This window comes from Bacteroides sp. 1001136B_160425_E2, from assembly GCF_015559655.1.
Lineage (GTDB): Bacteria > Bacteroidota > Bacteroidia > Bacteroidales > Bacteroidaceae > Bacteroides > Bacteroides luhongzhouii.
On sequence record NZ_JADMQH010000004.1, the window covers coordinates 323,025 to 342,593 of the forward strand.

A 19,569-nucleotide genomic window follows, 5' to 3' on the forward strand; every position below is an offset into this window, starting at 1 on the left:
CCTATTTAAAAAACACGTTTATTATATAAGTAAACAATTAAAGCCCCGTATATGTATGGGGAGTGATTGCTCTTAACTCTTTTTTAATATCTTCGCTTACATTCAATTCTTCGATAAACTCTTTAATAGAACTTTCTGTAATAGCTTGATTGGTCCGGGTTAACGCTTTCAAAGCTTCATACGGATGCGGATAAGCCTCACGGCGCAAAATAGTCTGAATAGCTTCTGCCACCACACTCCAACAGTTATCCAAATCACGATAAATAGCCGGTTCGTTCAGCAACAGTTTGCGCAACCCCTTCAAAGAACTCTGGATGGCAATCACGATGTGACCGAAAGGTACACCGACATTACGCAATACTGTTGAGTCTGTCAAATCACGCTGCAAGCGGGAAACAGGAAGCTTCACAGCCAAATGTTCCAGAATAGACGTTGCTATGCCCAGGTTACCTTCCGCATTTTCAAAGTCAATCGGATTCACTTTATGCGGCATAGCGCTCGAACCTACTTCTCCGGCTTTGATCTTCTGCTTGAAGTACTCCATAGAGATGTACTGCCAGAAGTCACGATTCATATCCACCATGACAGTATTGATACGCTTCATAGCATCAAAAACAGCAGAGAGGTTATCATAGTTCGAAATCTGCGTTGTATATTCTTCGCGTTCCAGTCCCAGTTTTTCTGCAACAAACCGATTGCCGAATTGTTTCCAGTCATATTGAGGATAAGCCACGTGATGCGCATTGTAGTTTCCGGTAGCACCGCCAAATTTAGCTGTAAGCGGGCATGCTTTCAACATAGCCAGCTGACGTTCGAGACGGTAAACAAATACCATCACTTCTTTACCCAGACGGGTAGGAGAAGCCGGTTGACCGTGAGTTTTGGCAAGCATCGGAATGTTAGCCCATTCTGTCGCATAAGTTTTCAACTGTGCAATCAGTTCTTCAATCAACGGGTAATAAACCTGCTCCAATGCCTCTTTGATAGAAAGAGGAACAGACGTATTGTTAATATCCTGAGAAGTCAGTCCGAAGTGGATGAATTCTTTATAGTCATCCATTCCGCCCATCTTGTCAAATTCTTCTTTCAGGAAGTACTCTACGGCTTTCACATCGTGGTTAGTTACACTTTCGATATCTTTAATGCGTTGTGCGTCTGCTTCGGAAAAGTTACGGTAGATATTCCGTAAAGTTTCAAACACGCTACTATCGATTCCTTTCAATTGCGGCAAAGGAAGTTCGCACAAGGTGATAAAATACTCCACCTCTACCTGTACACGGTATTTAATCAGTGCAAATTCAGAGAAATAAGCTGCCAAAGCTTTAGTTTTGCCTCTATATCGACCATCAATCGGAGATATGGCCGTTAATACATCAAGTTCCATACGTTTTCTTAGATAATTATCAGACTGCAAAATTAACTCTTTTTCCTGAGTTATAAGATAAAAGGAGGAAGAAAGTTTGTATAAAAGAGGTAAGAAATAAAAAAAGTCTCACGAATTTCTTCGTAAGACTCTGTTTTGTGTGGGCGTTGACGGATTCGAACCGCCGACCCTCTGCTTGTAAGGCAGATGCTCTGAACCAGCTGAGCTAAACGCCCTTGTTAATGAGCCGGAAGTGTTTCGTTTTTTGTGTGGGCGTTGACGGATTCGAACCGCCGACCCTCTGCTTGTAAGGCAGATGCTCTGAACCAGCTGAGCTAAACGCCCGTACACTTCCGTTTCAAAAGCGATGCAAAGGTACGGCATTTTTTGAATTCTGCAAACATTTCATGTATTATTTTTCAAGAAATTTTTCATCAAATAAAGAAACACTCTGATTATCAGCAAATAATAATAAAAACTTTTTTCTTGCAACTTTCACATCTTCCGGTTCGTCTAATAAACAGAACAAAATAAAGATAGTCGCGCCTCTTTCTCTATCATTAATAATTAAAAAGAATTGCAGGGAAACGGATTCACAACGAGGATAGTAACGCAGAAACGCTTAAATTCCGGGAAATAACCTTTCCGGTCAAGCGTTAAACAACCTGTTTGCGAACAACACGTGCCGGATTCCCGACTGCCACACTGTCGTCGGGAATATCTCTCGTCACAACGCTCCCCGCTCCTATTACACAGCGATTGCCAATCGTCACGCCGGGACAGATAATAGCGCCCCCACCAATCCAGCAGTCTTCACCAATCGTCACCGGATAAGCATATTCCTTAGAGCCTCTTCTTTCCAGATAATCCATCGGATGATGCGGCGTATAAATCTGTACACAAGGCCCAACCAGCGTATGGGCGCCTATCGTGATATATCCTCCATCCAGGAAAGTGCAATTGGCATTCACAAATACATGTTCACCCAATTTGATTCCGTCTCCATGATCGCAATGGAAAGGCGGACAGATAATTGAAGTTTCAGGAATCCCCGGTACCAGTTTTTCCAATAATTCCCGATACCCCTCATCATACGTACTCATTCCCCGCATACGTGCCAGCAGCTTCTTGGCATGTTCAAAACGCACCTGCAATTCCGGCGCAGCCATATCAGCCAACCGGCTGCTACGCATCTTTTCTACTTCCGTCATACTTTATATTTCTTTACCGTTAGTAAATACAAACTTCTTTTCACCCGAAAGAGATTCGTTAAATTCGAATCCTTCCCAGGAGAAGCTTTTCAAATCCTCCGGATCTTCTATTCTATTCTTCAGAATGAACCGCGTCATTTCGCCACGGGACATTTTGATATAGATCACTATCGAAGCTAATTTCCCGTTCTTCCATACCTGAAATTCGGGAGTAATGACACGTACTTCCCTCTCCACACGCTTCCAATCAAACAAACTTTTCATTTCATCGCTGGCCAAATTGCAGAGTATGCCTCCCGCTTTCTTTATATCTTCAATGAAAACATCCGTCAGACGAGATTTCCAATAAGAGAACATGGTCTGATTGCCCGGTTCCGGCAATACTACGTCTCCTTCCAAGCGATAGGAACGAATAACATCTAAAGGCCTCAACAACCCATAACAAAAAGAAGTCAACCGCAGATGTCCCTGCGCATATTCAAATTCTTCTTTCGAGAAATCCTTTGCGTTCAATCGTTTGAACACAATTCCGGTATAAGCCAGCAAAGCTGGCAATTCCGGCGTATCTTCTGCATGAAAAGCCTGATAACGCTTATAATTCTCTACCGCCATCCTGGCATTTATATGCAACAGGCGTTCCAGTTCATCCACTGAAAACTGTGACATCTGCAAAGCAATCCCGGAAGCTTCTTTTTGAAATCGTGGAACTGTCTTCAAAGGTATTTTCACCTTTGAAGTCTCACTCATAGTCTTGGCACAAGATAGAAGTACTAACATTGTTTTATCTGATTTTATCTTTTCAAAAAACAAAAATAAAAAATAAATCTCTTCTCTTGCTGATGGATAGGCAGATTCTACTTAGTTTCAACCAATAATTAACTTTAATCATTTATTAATAACAAAACACTCCCTATATAGAACACACTCTAATGTGCTATATTTGCTAATAAAAAAGAACTCCCTCTTTGGACAAGCCAAAGAGGGAGTTCTTTTTATCTAACAGACAGCTAAAGCTGTTTTTATTTATATTCCTGCCAGCTCTTAATCTGAATATCATTCAGTTTCAATTCGCAGAATGCTTCGATAAAGGCACTTGCCAAACGAGCATTTGTAATCAACGGAATGTTATGATCGATTGCACCGCGACGGATACGATAACCATTCGTTAATTCACGTTTGCTGTGATTCTTCGGAATGTTAACGATCAAATCAAACTTATGGTCAGCAATCATCTTCATGACATTGTTCTCTGCACCCGGTTTTTCATCCGGCCAGTAAACTGGTGTTGCATCTACTCCATGAGCATTCAGGAAAGCAGCCGTTCCGGCAGTTGCGTAAATCTGATAACCCTTACCGAACAGCATACGACTGGCATCCAGCAAATCTACTTTCGATTTCATTGCACCGGAAGAGAACATCACTGCTTTTTCAGGAATCTTGAATCCGGTAGCAATCATTGCATTCAGCAATGCTTCAGAGAAATCATCACCGATACATCCCACTTCACCTGTAGAAGACATATCTACGCCCAATACCGGGTCAGCTTTGTGCAGACGAGAGAAGGAGAATTGAGAAGCCTTTACACCGATCCAATCGATATCGAACGCCGACTTATCCGGACGTGAGTATGGAGCATCCAACATGATGCGGGTAGCTGTTTCGATAAAGTTACGTTTCAGAACTTTAGAAACAAACGGGAAGCTACGAGAAGCACGCAAGTTACATTCGATTACTTTCACTTCATTGTTACGAGCCAGGAACTGGATATTGAACGGACCGGAGATATTGAGTTCTTTAGCAATCTGACGGCTGATCTTCTTGATGCGACGAGCTGTTGCAAAGTAAATCTTTTGCGCCGGGAATACCAAAGTAGCATCACCGGAGTGAACACCGGCAAACTCTACGTGTTCGGAAATTGCATATTCTACCACTTCACCATTCTGAGCAACGGCATCAAATTCAATTTCTTTCGTATTTTCAAGGAATTGAGAAACAACAACCGGATATTCTTTAGAAACTTCGGCAGCCATCTTCAGGAAGTTCTCCAATTCTTCATCGTCGTAGCAAACATTCATTGCTGCTCCTGAAAGGACGTAAGAAGGACGAACCAATACCGGGTAGCCTACTTTTTCTACAAATCCTTTCACTTCTTCAAGACTGGTCAGCTCCATCCAAGCCGGCTGGTCGATGCCCAGTTGATCGAGCATAGCCGAGAACTTGTTACGGTTTTCAGCACGGTCGATAGAAATCGGAGAAGTACCCAATACAGGAACCGACTGGCGGTAAAGTTTCATAGCCAGGTTGTTCGGGATTTGTCCGCCTACCGAGACGATCACACCACGAGGTTGTTCGAGGTCGATTACGTCAAGTACACGTTCGAACGAAAGTTCATCGAAGTAAAGACGGTCGCACATATCATAGTCAGTAGAAACCGTTTCTGGATTGTAATTAATCATGATAGACTTGTAACCCAGTTTGCGGGCAGTCTGAACCGCATTCACCGAGCACCAGTCAAATTCCACAGAGCTACCGATACGGTAAGCACCCGAGCCCAATACGACTACTGATTTTTCATTCTTATAATAGTTCACATCATAACCTTCCACTGCATAAGTCATATACAGATAGTTAGTCAGTTCCGGATGTTCGGAAGCAACCGTATTAATACGTTTTACAGCCGGAAGAATACCCATCGATTTACGATGAGCACGCACTGCCAGGTTTTCTTTCTCCATGTTTCCGGTTGGATTCAGAACGAAACGGGCAATCTGGAAGTCGGAGAAACCTAACACTTTAGCTTCACGCATTACATCAGCAGGTATATCTTCTACCTTATTATAGGTGGACAGTTTCGCTTTGTAGTCTACGATATTTTTCAGTTTGCCAAGGAACCATGGGTCAATCTTTGTCAGGTCATGGATACGTTCGATGGTGTAACCTTCTTCCATTGCTTGTGCGATAGCGAAGACACGCAAGTCTGTCGGGCAAGATAGTTCTTTGTCGAGGTCGTCGAAATGCGAATCGTCGTTTCCTACGAAACCGTGCATTCCCTGACCGATCATACGAAGACCTTTCTGGATGATTTCTTCGAAAGAGCGACCGATAGACATGATTTCACCAACTGATTTCATGCTTGAACCGATTTCACGAGATACACCGGCAAACTTAGTCAAGTCCCAACGAGGGATTTTACAGATATAGTAGTCAAGTTGTGGAGCTACGTATGCAGAGTTCGGGGTTCCCATCTCACCAATCTGGTCGAGTGTGTAACCAAGCGCTACTTTAGCAGCAACGAATGCCAATGGATAACCGGTAGCCTTAGAAGCCAATGCAGAAGAACGGCTCAAACGGGCATTTACTTCAATCACACGGTAATCATCCGTATCAGAGTTGAAAGCATACTGAATATTACATTCACCCACGATACCGAGGTGACGGATACATTTGGTAGAAAGTTCCTTCAACAGAGCCAATTCTTTATCATCCAGCGAGCAGGTAGGAGCTACTACTATTGATTCACCGGTATGAATACCCAACGGATCGAAGTTTTCCATGCTGGCTACTGTGAAGCAATGGTCGTTAGCGTCACGGATCACTTCAAATTCGATCTCTTTCCAGCCTTTCAAAGACTCTTCTACCAGAATTTGTTTTGAGAAAGCAAATGAGCTCTCTGCCAATTTCAGGAATTCTTCCTCATTGGCACAGATACCGCTACCAAGACCACCCAATGCATAGGCAGAACGCACCATGACAGGATAACCAATTCTGCGTGCAGCAGCAATGGCATCTTCCATGTTTTCTACTGCCTCGCTAACCGGAGTCTTCATGTCAATTTCATTCAGTTTCTTCACGAACAGGTCACGGTCTTCTGTATACATGATAGCTTCTACCGAAGTTCCGAGTACCTTTACTCCGTATTTATCAAGAACACCTTGTGTATAAAGTTCAGCACCGCAGTTCAATGCAGTCTGTCCGCCGAATGCCAGCAGAATACCATCCGGTTTTTCTTTCTTGATAATTTCTTCTACGAAATAAGTATTCACAGGAAGGAAATACACCTTATCAGCAATACCTTCAGAAGTCTGAATGGTTGCAATGTTCGGATTAACCAGTACCGAGCTGATACCTTCTTCTTTCAACGCTTTCAGTGCTTGTGAGCCAGAGTAGTCAAATTCTCCTGCCTGTCCGATCTTGAGTGCTCCTGAACCCAAAACGAGGACTTTCTTGATTTCCTTTTCCATTTCTTTTGTTGTTATAATATGTTGTTATATCTAAGTTTGCTTATAAAAAAAAATGCGTTGCCCTCAAAAAAGGACTAACGCATTACCAAAGAACTAAAATATCGTTTTTGGAAATAAGAGAAGAAGCCCGCCGTTTCCGGGTGCAAAACATCCGAATGTAGATAATACTTACTTCTAATTTCCTGTTGATTCATTGTTTTCTTCAAAATTTGTGCAAAGTAACTACTAATTTTGGAAATAGCAAAAAGAAACTACTACTTTTTCACAAATTCTTTCAACCACTGCTCGGCCCACGAAGGCCATAAAAGTCCTGCCGGAGCTCCACGCATACCATATCCATGTCCTCCCTTTGCCGTAAGGTGTAATTCTACGGGTATTTTATGATCGCGCAATGCTTGTGCCATAACTAAAGCGCTATTAGCATGGAAATCATCACTGGTGGCAAACAAAAACATGGGAGGTGTCTGTTCGGTGATAGTCAGTTCCGGGGTCAAGGTCCGTTCATTTCCCTGATCTAAATAGGCCGGATAAATCAGCAATGCAAAATCCGGACGACAACTAAGTTCATCCGCTGCATCTACTTTCGGATAAGTATTCTCATTAAAGCGTGTGGCCGCTCTTGCAGAAAGACTGCCGCCAGCAGAGAATCCGATTACTCCCACTTTTTCGAGTTGCTTATTCTTCTGACGCATCAGCCGGATGGAACGCTGCACGTCCTGCAATGCCCCATCTTGCTTACCGGGTACCCGATAGGCAAGTACATAGGCAGTAAAGCCTTGTTTCGCCAGCCACTTTGCAATATCAGTTCCCTCTTTATCATAAGCTAAAAGTGCATATCCTCCTCCCGGACATACGATTACTCCCGCTCCGTTCCCCGCACCTACAGGTTGGTATATTTCCAGTGTCGGATTGGTAACTTCCGTTATACGTATCACACCCGGTTCGGTAGTTAAGTCCTTCACCATGGCTTGTTTTTCCTTAGTTGCACCCGGCACTTCTCCCGGCCATACAACCATAGTCTGTTGTTGTGCTGCCAAATCACTCATTATTAACAAAGATGACAAACATATTAAAAAAATCTTTTTCATTTTTCATTCATTTTCCAGCCACTCTTTAATGAGGCTATAAAACGATGGTTAGTATGCTACAAAGATATATAAAAAACATAAGAATCATGATTTCAACTCTTTATTTATCAAGACAACCTTCATTAATCTTTTCACAAGCATTGACAGAAGTGGGCATTTCGAAAATGAAGTATCTCCGTTTTTATTCATTTTTCAGTTTTTATCCTTATCTTTGCGTTCCATTGATTATAAATAAGACATTCATTATGAGCAAAGAAAAAATCATATTGACAGGCGACCGCCCTACCGGAAGACTTCATATCGGTCACTATGTAGGTTCGTTGAAACGCAGAGTTGACTTGCAGAATGCAGGTGATTATAGTAAGATGTTTATCTTCATTGCCGATTCACAGGCATTGACAGACAATATAGACAATCCGGAAAAGGTGCGTCAGAATGTAATCGAAGTTGCTCTTGATTATCTGGCTTGTGGTATTGATCCGACTAAAGCTACGATTTTCATCCAGTCGCAAATTCCGGAACTGTGCGAACTTAGTTTCTATTATATGGACCTTGTCAGCGTATCCCGCCTGCAACGTAACCCGACTGTGAAATCGGAAATTCAGATGCGTAACTTTGAAGCAAGTATTCCCGTAGGTTTCTTCACTTATCCCATCAGCCAGGCAGCGGACATTACAGCGTTCCGCGCAACGACTGTCCCTGTGGGTGAAGACCAGGAACCGATGCTCGAACAGGCTCGTGAAATCGTTCGCCGTTTCAACTATATATATGGTGAAACATTGGTAGAACCGGAAATCCTGTTGCCGGACAATGCGGCTTGTTTGCGTCTTCCGGGAACTGACGGTAAAGCTAAAATGAGTAAATCGCTCGGAAACTGCATCTATCTCTCGGAAGAACCGGAAGAAATCCAAAAGAAAATCATGAGTATGTATACCGACCCGGGACATCTCCGCGTACAAGATCCGGGAAAGATTGAAGGTAATACGGTATTTACTTACCTGGATGCTTTCTGCCTCCCCGAACATTTTGAACGTTACCTACCGGATTATCCGAATCTGGCAGAACTAAAAGCGCATTATCAACGCGGCGGACTGGGCGACGTAAAAGTAAAACGTTTCCTGAACTCTATCATGCAAGAAATTCTCGAACCGATTCGCAACCGTCGTAAAGAGTTCAGCAAAGACATTCCGGCTATATATGACATGCTTCAGAAAGGATGCGAAGTGGCCAGAACTGCCGCTGCCGAAACGTTGGCTGATGTGAAGAAAGCAATGAAGATCAATTATTTCGATGATAAGGAATTGATTGAGGAACAAGTGAAACGTTTCTCACAGGAATAAAGAATCTAAACTTATACTACATAATTAAAGGCTGCCTTCTTTTTTAGAACGGCAGCCTTTAATTATATAGTAGACTTTTCGTCATTTTAGTTCATTTCATCATCATTCTTAAATAACACATCTTTCAGCTTCTGATAAAGGAATGAAAGTATGAGTAATATCAATCCCAAAATGATGAATACGATAATCTTACCGATGGTAGGCATTGCCCACAAATCATCCAATACAAGTTTGAGCAGAACTATTCCGAACGTTGAAAGGCTTATCATGCGCAGTACTTTCTGATGCAAACGCATCCCCAAACCCATTTGGACGAATCCGGCAATGCTTAATGAAAGCGAAAGACCGGCACTGAAATCGTCTACGCCCGCCTGCCAGAGGAAAGAACGTACCATTGTCACCCAAAGGAGGGTAATCAAAATGTTGAGATAAACGGTGAAACGGGTCTTTATGCCAATGGTCGCATAGTATTGACGTGCCACATAGTATAAATTCGCTATCACGAATGATGCAGTCAGCCATCGTAATATGATCGGGACCAAAGTCATGCTCGCCCACTGATCTCCCCATATATTTATTATGTATGTAAGTACGTTTGCTCCAAGAGACAAGATATAGAAAGCTGGATATTTTGTTATCGGGAACCGTTTCTTGAAAGCATAACAAACTGTAGAAATGGAAATGACAGTAAACAAGAACATCGCTCCGCTCTTCGTCGCTCCTTCAAAATGCAGATAGAATTCCGTCATAAATGTATAGTAGAGTATACCTACGGAAATAAAAAGCATGAACGGATTCCAGAAACTGTATTTCAATCGGCGTGCCGTAGAGAAGAATTGGTGGTAATATTCCATTAACAGGGCAAACGCACCCGTAGCCAATCCCACAAACAGAGAAGTCGCAAACGAACTATTCAAGAAAATTGTGCCGATAGAATGATGGTCTCCCCAAACAACATGATACACGTCTATCAGATAGGAAACAAAAGTGAGTCCCACCAATATCTTTGCCACATATTCATATACTCTGATTTTCGACTTGACATAAAGCCATAACAACAATACCATTTCTGATGCCCAAAGCAATGTTATATAGTTTCCGTCCAGTTGAATCGGAACAGTGATAGAGACAAATGTCAATACAAGCCCCAGAGTGGTATGAACCAGAAATTTATAATCTTTTCGGTTCTTCCAGAGCCAAAGCACCAGTCCTAAATTAACAAGAGCGATAAACAGGCTCAACAAACCGCTTGCTTTGAAAGATAAGCCCATATTCCGCAAGAATAAGGCTCCTGAAAGCAAATAGATAAAATTATTCGTTATAATAACGAATACTAATCCCCGACTCATCGTCCGCATATTCTCTCCACGAAGGATAGAGAATACCGGAAGTAAAAAAATAAAATAGAACAGAGTAGCAAACCAAAACAGATGGTTCGAAACAACCGTAGAACTGGAGGTATAGTTCAACAAAAGAAAGATTCCCATTATCAGGCAAGTAAAGACAAATGAAATCATTGGAAGTTCACTCCACTTTTTATAAATGGAAAGTCCGAACATACCCAGATTTAATATGCTCACGTAAGTGAACAGTACCAAATAACTTCCTTCCCCGCTACTCACAATGAATGGCGCAAGAAAGCCTCCTACAAGAGAAATGATAGCCAGCTCACGCCGGTTATACACCACAGAGAGGATAGACATAAACACTGTGACGCCAATCAGAATGATAAAGGCCATAGTCTGCGAGAAAATATGATAATAATGGAAAGCAATGGCAACTGTAAGATAGAACACAGCGAAAGCACCACCCGCAAGCAGCGAACTGAAAGTTCGGTATTTCTTTTGCAACCGTTCAGCAACAGCCAACAACACAGCTCCCGTCAAGAAACCAAGTACGGTACGGAAGGTTTCATTAATCCAGTTCTTATCAATGGCATACTTCACAAAAAAGCCTACACCGATTACAAATATAAGAATACCAATCTTCCCGAAAAGGTTCTCACCGATGAATTTCTCATAGTTCACTTGTTTCTTCTTAGGTTTCGGAGCAATCAGAGGCCCAGTAACCGGAGACATGATAGATTCTTTTTGAGTAGCATCCTCAACCGGAATATTTTCAATAGTTTCTTCCTGAATATCTTTCAACTGATCAGCGATCGCAGCCCCTAAAACCGTACTTTGTCTTTGAACGACCAACTCTTTTTCAACCAATTTTTCTTTTGGTAAAACTTCTTCCACCACTGCTTCTTCGGGCGCCTTTTCACTTGTCTTCGTATCACCAACAACCATTTCCGCCTGTCCCTTCAAAAGAGCGTCCATCTGTTTTTTTATCGCGTCAAGCTCTCTCTCCACTTTCGTAAACCGACCATCAAACCGACATAGCAAAACAATAAGTATCACTATACCAAGCAGCAAATATACACTATTCAAATCGCTCATAGTATTTTGTATTGGATTCAATATCACAAATATAAAATATATAATAACACCATGGAACAATTCCAATAAAAAGTTTTATTTCTCCTATTTATTATGGGAAACAACTATTAATCCCAAGTTAACTTTTTTTAGTTTATTCATCAAAAGTGCGCCCTCCTATTCATCTGTATTCCGGCTGAAAGCAAACCTTATAAATAAAAAATATTGCTTCCAGCCATTTCAGCATCATGAAAACGCTGCCTCATGAATCACATCAATCAGCGGCGTATCACCAGATACACATTCCCATACTCCGTATGCTTCCGCCCCACCCCTATTTTCATCAACACTTGTGCAAACTGATTCGGATTAAAACCTCTCAATGCAGCTCCATTCACCTTCTTCAGTTCCTTATATATTTCCGCCGCGGACAACTGTAAACACTCCTCTTCCGGCAAAGCCGCACGAAAGCAGCAGTTAAAAACTTCTTCTGCCGGACAAGCATGATAAAAAGAGGTATTGTGGCGTTGTAGTTCCCGTTCCTGTTCTTTATTGAACCAATAAGGAATTCCCTGTTCCAATTCAGCTTTGAGCTGGGCAAAGAGTTGATCGTGTTCGATACCTTCACAATCAATCGGTTTCTTCACTTCCACACAAAGAAAACGGCGACTACCCGTAGGATCATTCAACAAATCAGATCGATTGGAAGTGCCTATAAATGAAGCGATACGTGGCAAGTCGCGATAGTTTTTCTGATATGCCTTGCAAATATGCAGACTCGACATTTGCATCAGATTTTTCAATAATGGCATTTTACCCATAGCGTATTTATCAAATTCATCAAGATTAATCAATCCCATCTCCGACATAAGACGCTCTGCCTTCCCTTCCGAAGTCAGTTTCAGATTATCCATATAGTAATGCTGCAAAGCCGCAGGCATCAATGACTTGCAGAAGGTGGACTTCAGCCGTCCCTGTTCCGAACTGACGAGAATGGGAGCCACGCTATTGGCATGAATTCCTGTTTTTCCCGCCCATTGGGCGGCAACTCCCAAAAGCCAAGTATGAAAACCACGCACCCACAGAGAAAGGTCGGAAACACGTAATGCTAACGGAGTGACACGATCGATTCCATCCCAAACGGGCAATTCGTCCATATAAAGCCGGAAAGGATGGTATTCGGCAATACAGGTGGAATAAATATAGCGACTCACGTCCTTATCCCAACAATTAACACCTTTTGTGTGGGCTTCCATACAAAAGGTATTCAAATCACGTTTGCTCACCGGTTGGAAAATACCGATTGCTGTACCTGAATCATCCAACAAACGGAATTCCGTTTCTTCCGTCAGGAGATTATAGCGGAAATCATACCGGGCAAGTAAAAAAGCATTTACCTGATCCGTCAGACAAGTAGAGTCGTTTTTTTTATTATCCGATTTCAATGGTGGCAAATTCGACGACTCCGACAGTTTCAAACTTTCCGGCTGTATATCTTCCGAGACAGGCGGTTTTGCTTCTGTAAAAGCAGTCTCTTTTTTCATTTCAGTTCTCCATCCCTTCACCAGCATAGAGAGCAATTTGGTTACTTTTTCCATCATATTTTTGTAGTTTTTTTAATGTTTTCGTACGTCAAAGATACTGTCTCGGTATAGCGGTTTGCAAGCCGATTGCAAATTTGTTCTTAACTAATTGCGTTTATGAAATAAAGCCTTTAATATTAGGTTAGCAAGCCTTTGTATTGTATCTTTGCAATAAGAAATTGTATAAGCTAATTAAGGTTAGCCAATAGGCTAGTTGAGGTTATCCTATAAGCTAGCTAAGGTTAGCGTATCAGCTGATTCTGATTAGCTGGTACAATTAAAGAAAGAACAATGCAAAGGAAGTATAGGAGAAACGGAACAAAAGTACATCTATAAAAAAAAGGAACTATGGCCATATTATTTGACTGGTATGAGAATCCGGTATCACCGGACAAACCCCAAAAGAAAAGATTCCATCCGCGTATCATTGCCAACGGACAGGTAGATACGAATGAACTTAGAAGCAGAATCCAGTCGCGGTGCACACTGAACGAAGTAGATGTGACTGCTGTATTGGACGCTCTCTCGCAAGTTATGGGAGAAGAATTGGGAGAAGGCAGGCAGGTACACCTGGATGGTATCGGCTATTTCTACCCCACGCTGACTGCCACCGAGGAGATCTCTGCAGATACTCCCCGCAGAAATTCAAAAGTAAAATTGAAAGCCATACAGTTTCGTTCGGACAAGAAGCTGAAACAATCTGTCGGATGTATAAAAATAAAGCAGATGAAGCGGGTCAAACACTCTGCCAAATTATCGGAAATAGAGATAGACATGCGGTTAAAAGAGTATTTCACCGATCATCAGATTATGCAACGTTCCGACTTTCAAGGCATCACGGGGATGGTACGTTCCACAGCCATGATTCATATTCGCCGACTCCGTAAGGAAGGCAAGCTGCAGAATATCGGTATTCCCAGTCAACCGATTTATGTGCCGGCCCCGGGTTTTTATGGAAAATCCAGAGATTATCAGCCTGTCAAATAAACTAAAATGAAATAGAATATCAGAAGAGACAACCAAAATAACAGATATAAAAAAGACGGCTGAAAGCATGAACCTCTCTTTTCAGGGTTCGCTTTCAGCCGCTTTTCCTTTCCAGCAAACGATTACAGAGAATCGCTGAATGCTGAAATCGCTTTTTTACTTTTTATTACTGTGCAGATTCTACCAATACTACACGGTTCAGAATCGGTTGACCGAATTTGTCAACACCACCACCGGCTGCAACTTTCAGTCTATCGCCAGAGATACCATATTTCTTAACCAACAAGTCTTTAACAACCTGTGCACGTTCCAAACTTAACTTCTGATTGAAAGCAGGAGTACCAGTTGCAGAGTCAGCATATCCGTTGATTGTGTATGTAGCATTCGGAGATTCTTTTATCTTGCTGGCAAGATATGACAAGTTCATTTCTTCTTGCGGAGATAATTTATCAGAACCAATCTTAAAGAATACGGTACGCGGAGCAATGTTAGTATCTGTGATAACAATTTCTTCAGTATCTTCTACTTCTACCGGTTGTTGTGCATTTGCCAACTGCTGTTGCAATTGCATATTAGCTGCTGCCATTGCATTCATCTGATTACGCATCTGGTTCAATTCGAGTTCAGAGATAATCTGTGGAGTAGGACGTTGGAATCCGCGAGTCGGGAAGTAATAAGTCACACCGAGGGTAGCACCTAAGATACCATCATAATCGGGTTTACCTCCATGTTCTCCGTCAAACTTACCTTCCAGACCTGTTGCGCTCAACTCCAGATTCAAGTCAACAGCATTCGACAAACGGAAGCGGTTGATAATACCTGCATTGAAAGTAGCGGAATTAGTGTGAGGACGAGAATAAGCATGAGCCCAACCGGCACCTATATAAGGGATAATTTCATATACGCGGTTCGGATTGTATCCACCGAAAAGCGCGTTCAGGTTAATCATCAAATCACCATGCAAGTTCATGTAGTCCCATCTTTGTTTGTAAGAGCCGTCTTCTCTCGGACCACCTACTACATAATTAGCAGTTTCACTGGTAGTGAATCCTTTTGCCTGCAATCCGCTGTATTGCAAACGTAATCCGAAACCTGGAGTTACCCATTTGCCGACAGACACATTAAATGTAGGAGCAACACGGTCTCTGAATTTGCCGATATGGTCATTGTTTCCATATAGCACCTGAGCACCACCTCCTACAGAGAAGAACCAGTTACTCCAGAAAGGATTAGTTATTACTTGATATTTATCTTGTACCTGAATCACTTCGTATTCAGTTACAGTCATTGTCTGCTGCGCAGAAGCGACAGACGCAACGCCGGCAAATGCCAGCAACATCAGAATCTTTTTCATATACCTAATAGTTAAGTGGTTATTTAAATCTTTTTCTTTGTTGAACTATTTAAATAACACGAACTGAACTAAAAGGTTTTAGAAAAAGATGAAATTATTTGTTTTATTTGAATAATCTTTCGATATCTTCCTCCTTGATTGTTGTCAAAACAGTTTTCCCATCGGGTGTGTAATTCGGTGAAGGACAGGCAAAAAGGTTGTCTACAAGGCTTACCATTTCTTCATTACTCAACACCTGCCCGTAGACAATAGCTGCTGCCCGAGCCAATGTTAATGCCAGAATACTTTGGATTTCTTCCTTGACATCACTTCCTTTTTCCATCGCCGTATGCAGCATATTACGCACCAGTTCCACCGGATTCAGGCCTTCAATCCCCGAAGGAATACCATTAATGGCATAGCTACCGCCTCCCAGATTGCTCAAATCGAAACCGACTGCAGACAAATCATCCATAATACTTTGCAGTACAGCTGCTTCCGAAGCCGGCAATTGTAAGATTTCCGGGAACAAAACGCCTTGTGATACCCCCTGTTTCTGTTGGATCTGTACCATATAACGATCAAAAAGCACCCGTATGTGTGCCCGGTGCTGATCGATTAACATCAGACCGGATTTAACTGAAGTCAGGATAAACCGCCCTTTAAACTGCAAATGCTGATTTCCTTTCTCCATAACCGGTTCACTGGCATACAAAGTAGAAGAAGCGGCAGAGGTGACCGTCTCCATCTTTTCTTCAACGAAAGCAGGTTGGCCGCCAATAGAAGAGTCTTCCCAATCCATTTCGGGTTCCGGTTGCGGGTTATTCATCTTACTGGCTTTCGTCAGCCCTCCGTACAAATCTTCCCATTCCACTTTCGAACGGCTGTACGATCCGCCACCGGCAGAAACTTTAAACGGATTATAATCTGTATTATAATGTATCTTCGGAGGCTCGGAAGATATCTTTTCTTCAAATGCCGGGATGTCAGGCATATCTTCTGTATCAAAATCAATGGAAGGGATCGCACTGAATTTACCCAGCGACTCTTTCACGGATGCTGAAAGTATCTGCCAGATGGCCTGTTCATTCTCAAACTTGATTTCGGTCTTTGTCGGGTGGATATTCACGTCAATATTGGCCGGATCGACATCGAAATAGATAAAATAAGAAATCTGTTCGCCGACGGGAATCAACTGTTCATAAGCCTCCATGACTGCCTTATGAAAATAAGGATGACGCATATAACGCCCGTTGACAAAGAAATACTGATGTGCCCCTTTCTTACGGGCAGTCTCCGGCTTGGCTACGTATCCGGAGATTTTCACCATGGTAGTATTTACCTCTATATTCAGTAACTGCTGATTGAGTTTCTTACCGAAAATAGCAAGGATACGTTGACGTAATTGTGATACCGGAAGATTAAATAACTCCGAATCATTACTGTAAAGCGAAAAGGCAACCTCCGGATGCACCAAAGCGATCCGTTCAAATTCGGCAAGGATGTTACTCAATTCTGTTGAATTAGCCTTTAGAAATTTACGACGGGCAGGTACATTAAAGAATAGGTTCTTTACAGAGAAGTTACTTCCTTTAGAACAGGACACGGCCTCCTGGCTTTCCACCTGAGAGCCTGCGATCACCAGCTTCGTTCCCAACTCTTCCGATTCCGGACGTGTCTTTAACTCTACCTGTGCCACTGCCGCAATGGAAGCCAATGCCTCTCCGCGAAATCCCATTGTACGCAAAGCAAACAGATCTGCAGCTTGACGTATCTTGGAAGTGGCATGCCGCTCAAAGGAAAGACGAGCATCCGTTTCGGACATTCCTTTTCCATCATCAATCACCTGAATGCTAGTTTTACCTGCATCAGTCACCAATACATGTATATTTTGTGCATCTGCATCAATCGCATTCTCCACTAGCTCCTTGATGACAGACGCGGGACGTTGTATCACTTCACCGGCAGCAATCTGGTTAGCTACCGAATCAGGTAACAAATGAATTATATCGCTCATACTTCGTTAATTAATAATTAAAAATTCCAGCTTCCTGTCGCCAGATAATGCCACAGATAGACAAGGAAAGCAATGATTATCAGTATGATTCCGAAAGAGACCGGTTTGTGGCCACTCGCTTTTCTTCTTTTCAAATGCGTAGTACCTTCGATGAACTTGCCGCGAATATCCTCCGGATTAAATTCCTTTTCCGGAAGCATCCCCAAGTCACGTTTGGCGTTCTCCTCCATCTTTGCGAGCTTTTCTTTCCGCTCGTCTACATAAATGTATTGATGATTAAAGCCGCGGGGCTTTCTCATTGAGTTAAACATTCCCATACTACTTCATATTAATTAAGTTTCGCTTTTCTGTTTTGGGTCGCCGGTCAGTGGTCGGTTTCAGTGTATCACCCGCACGCTTACTCCGCCAGTTAAATATATCATCCTTATTCAACGGACGGACATAGTCGAACCAGGCAAAAGTGGGAAGACGCAATTTATCAGGCGGTATCTGATCCATCGGATACATCGTTCCGTTGGATTTACCGACAAACAGTCCTTTTTCCATCTTCTTATCCTTCATATAAAGATGAAGTACACTACCTTCCAAACAATTAAAACCGGTCATCGTACTGTCTTTTTCTTCCGGATAGAAAGCGGTCAACACATTACCAACCACTTCAATATGACGCATATCTCCATTGACGAAATAGGCTTTCATTTCTTTGCCGGACACTTGGTTATAATGAATAGAATCTTTCATTTCCACCGTCAACGCCTGGTTGATAATATGTGCCCAGTCAATCGTACTGTCATTCATATAAATCTTGATCTGCTCGCCAAGTAGTTGCTGCCCTTCATTCCAAAGAATAGGATCGGTATACATGGTCATACAAGAATCCTTCGAATTATAGACCAGTGAGTCACATACTCCCTGAACATCCGTACGATACATACGCACCTTATGGTAAGCCTTCATCAACCGGAAAACGGAATCCGTATTCAGGTTGTAAGACACTAACTGCAATGTATCGCCATGCATATAAAGACTGTCAGGTCCTTGCGAGTAGTCGATTGCCACAGCACGTTTCGTCGCAAACGCGGAGTCTGTCAATTCGTTATAGAAGCAATAATCACCCGTTAGCATATTCTTATTAATAGAATCTGTCATCTTCACATTATCAAACGCCTCTCCATAACCGATTATACGGTCATAGAACAGACTGTCGCCTACCAGTTTCTTTCCCTGATTGGTCAGGATTGAGCGGTCCAACAGTTCGGCTTGTTCGGTCAATGTGTTATAAAATCCCCGTTCCGAATAAATATGATTATTATCACTGACAATATTGGAGGGGCCGAGAATAACTGCGATTTTGTTTTCCGTATTATACCTTAACGTATCGGAAGTCAATACAAACTTAGGGTTTACCAACCTCACATCATGGTTGAATACCGATTGTTTCGTTGCAGGACTGTATTCCCCCCAATCGGAAGTCAATACATTCTCTTCATCCATCAAGGTTCCTCCCTCGAAATAATATCCGAGGTCGTAGAGACGGTCGTAGTTCAAACTATCTGTCAACAGAGTGGTGTTCCGATTAATCATCTTCACATTTTCACGAAGCTGCGCAATTTGCGTCATTCCGTCATAATAAAGATAATCACCGTAAATGAACAAAGTGTCTCCCTGTTCCATACGCACATTACTGAAGGCCTCTACCGAGTTGGTTTTCTCAAAAATCAGTGCACTGTCACAGTACATATACATACTGTCATGCCGCAATTTCACATTACCAATCAATACCTGCACATCCGGACGCGCCAACTTATCTGCCTGCCCTTCATCCGCATGAAGCAGATAAACTTTGGTCTTTTTATTCTCCGGTTGCTTCTTGTTGTTTTGTGCTACAAGACATACACCAAACAGGCACAGAAAGCCTATAAGGAGCCATCTATGCCTGTCTTGTTGTCTATTTTTCTTATTTGTTTTCAGCATATAAAATCAAAG

General features: G+C 42.3%; 13 protein-coding genes and 2 tRNA genes. 2 read left to right on the top strand and 13 right to left on the bottom strand.

The features are described 5' to 3' along the window. Nucleotides 1-37: 37 nt before the first annotated feature. The 7 genes from purB to I2I04_RS05845 form a co-directional block, all read right to left on the bottom strand. On the bottom strand, nucleotides 38-1,384 hold the full coding sequence (gene purB / locus I2I04_RS05815) for an adenylosuccinate lyase (protein WP_195470281.1): 1,347 nt from the start codon (nucleotides 1,382-1,384) through the stop codon (nucleotides 38-40). A gap of 140 nt (nucleotides 1,385-1,524) precedes the next feature. Beyond that, a tRNA-Val gene (locus I2I04_RS05820) sits at nucleotides 1,525-1,599 on the bottom strand. Nucleotides 1,600-1,633: 34 nt separating this feature from the next. Next, nucleotides 1,634-1,708: transfer RNA gene (locus tag I2I04_RS05825), tRNA-Val, on the bottom strand. Nucleotides 1,709-2,019: 311 nt separating this feature from the next. Continuing rightward, entirely contained in the window at nucleotides 2,020-2,574 is a 555-nt protein-coding gene (locus I2I04_RS05830) for a sugar O-acetyltransferase (protein WP_143259008.1), read from the bottom strand. Nucleotides 2,575-2,577: 3 nt separating this feature from the next. After that, on the bottom strand, nucleotides 2,578-3,351 hold the full coding sequence (yaaA, locus tag I2I04_RS05835; protein ID WP_195654578.1) for a peroxide stress protein YaaA: 774 nt from the start codon (nucleotides 3,349-3,351) through the stop codon (nucleotides 2,578-2,580). Between the two features lie 242 nt (nucleotides 3,352-3,593). After that, nucleotides 3,594-6,815, bottom strand: coding sequence for a carbamoyl-phosphate synthase (glutamine-hydrolyzing) large subunit (gene carB / locus I2I04_RS05840; protein WP_143259006.1), 3,222 nt, complete (start codon nucleotides 6,813-6,815; stop codon nucleotides 3,594-3,596). Nucleotides 6,816-7,069: 254 nt separating this feature from the next. Next, nucleotides 7,070-7,903: an alpha/beta hydrolase gene (locus I2I04_RS05845; RefSeq protein WP_229126934.1), complete on the bottom strand. Its 834-nt coding sequence runs from the start codon at nucleotides 7,901-7,903 to the stop codon at nucleotides 7,070-7,072. Between the two features lie 245 nt (nucleotides 7,904-8,148). Between I2I04_RS05845 and trpS the strand changes: the two genes are divergently transcribed. Next, a complete protein-coding gene (gene trpS, locus I2I04_RS05850; RefSeq protein WP_195654579.1) occupies nucleotides 8,149-9,243 on the top strand; it encodes a tryptophan--tRNA ligase in 1,095 nt (364 codons plus the stop codon). An 86-nt stretch (nucleotides 9,244-9,329) separates the two neighbouring features. On the opposite strand, the gene I2I04_RS05855 is transcribed toward trpS, so the two are convergent. Together I2I04_RS05855 and I2I04_RS05860 are read right to left on the bottom strand one after the other, a co-directional pair. Then, complete coding sequence (locus tag I2I04_RS05855) at nucleotides 9,330-11,684, bottom strand: DUF2339 domain-containing protein (RefSeq protein WP_195654580.1); 2,355 nt, start codon at nucleotides 11,682-11,684, stop codon at nucleotides 9,330-9,332. 257 nt (nucleotides 11,685-11,941) lie between these two features. After that, on the bottom strand, nucleotides 11,942-13,264 hold the full coding sequence (locus I2I04_RS05860; protein WP_195654581.1) for a VapE domain-containing protein: 1,323 nt from the start codon (nucleotides 13,262-13,264) through the stop codon (nucleotides 11,942-11,944). Nucleotides 13,265-13,594: 330 nt separating this feature from the next. On the opposite strand from I2I04_RS05860, the gene I2I04_RS05865 reads away from it, so the two are divergent. Further along, nucleotides 13,595-14,233 carry an HU family DNA-binding protein gene (locus I2I04_RS05865; RefSeq protein ID WP_195654582.1) on the top strand — a complete coding sequence of 213 codons (639 nt, stop codon included), beginning with the start codon at nucleotides 13,595-13,597 and terminating at the stop codon, nucleotides 14,231-14,233. Nucleotides 14,234-14,399: 166 nt separating this feature from the next. Here the strand turns inward: I2I04_RS05865 and I2I04_RS05870 are convergent, their stop codons facing one another. From I2I04_RS05870 to I2I04_RS05885, 4 genes are all read right to left on the bottom strand, one after another. Beyond that, entirely contained in the window at nucleotides 14,400-15,587 is a 1,188-nt protein-coding gene (locus I2I04_RS05870; RefSeq protein ID WP_195654583.1) for an OmpA family protein, read from the bottom strand. A 103-nt stretch (nucleotides 15,588-15,690) separates the two neighbouring features. Beyond that, nucleotides 15,691-17,583: a DNA mismatch repair endonuclease MutL gene (gene mutL / locus I2I04_RS05875; RefSeq protein ID WP_195470297.1), complete on the bottom strand. Its 1,893-nt coding sequence runs from the start codon at nucleotides 17,581-17,583 to the stop codon at nucleotides 15,691-15,693. Nucleotides 17,584-17,600: 17 nt separating this feature from the next. Then, nucleotides 17,601-17,900, bottom strand: a complete 300-nt coding sequence (locus tag I2I04_RS05880) for a hypothetical protein (protein ID WP_195654584.1) — start codon at nucleotides 17,898-17,900, stop codon at nucleotides 17,601-17,603. 1 nt (nucleotide 17,901) lies between these two features. Continuing rightward, nucleotides 17,902-19,557 carry an OstA-like protein gene (locus tag I2I04_RS05885; protein ID WP_143258987.1) on the bottom strand — a complete coding sequence of 552 codons (1,656 nt, stop codon included), beginning with the start codon at nucleotides 19,555-19,557 and terminating at the stop codon, nucleotides 17,902-17,904. Nucleotides 19,558-19,569 lie beyond the last annotated feature (12 nt).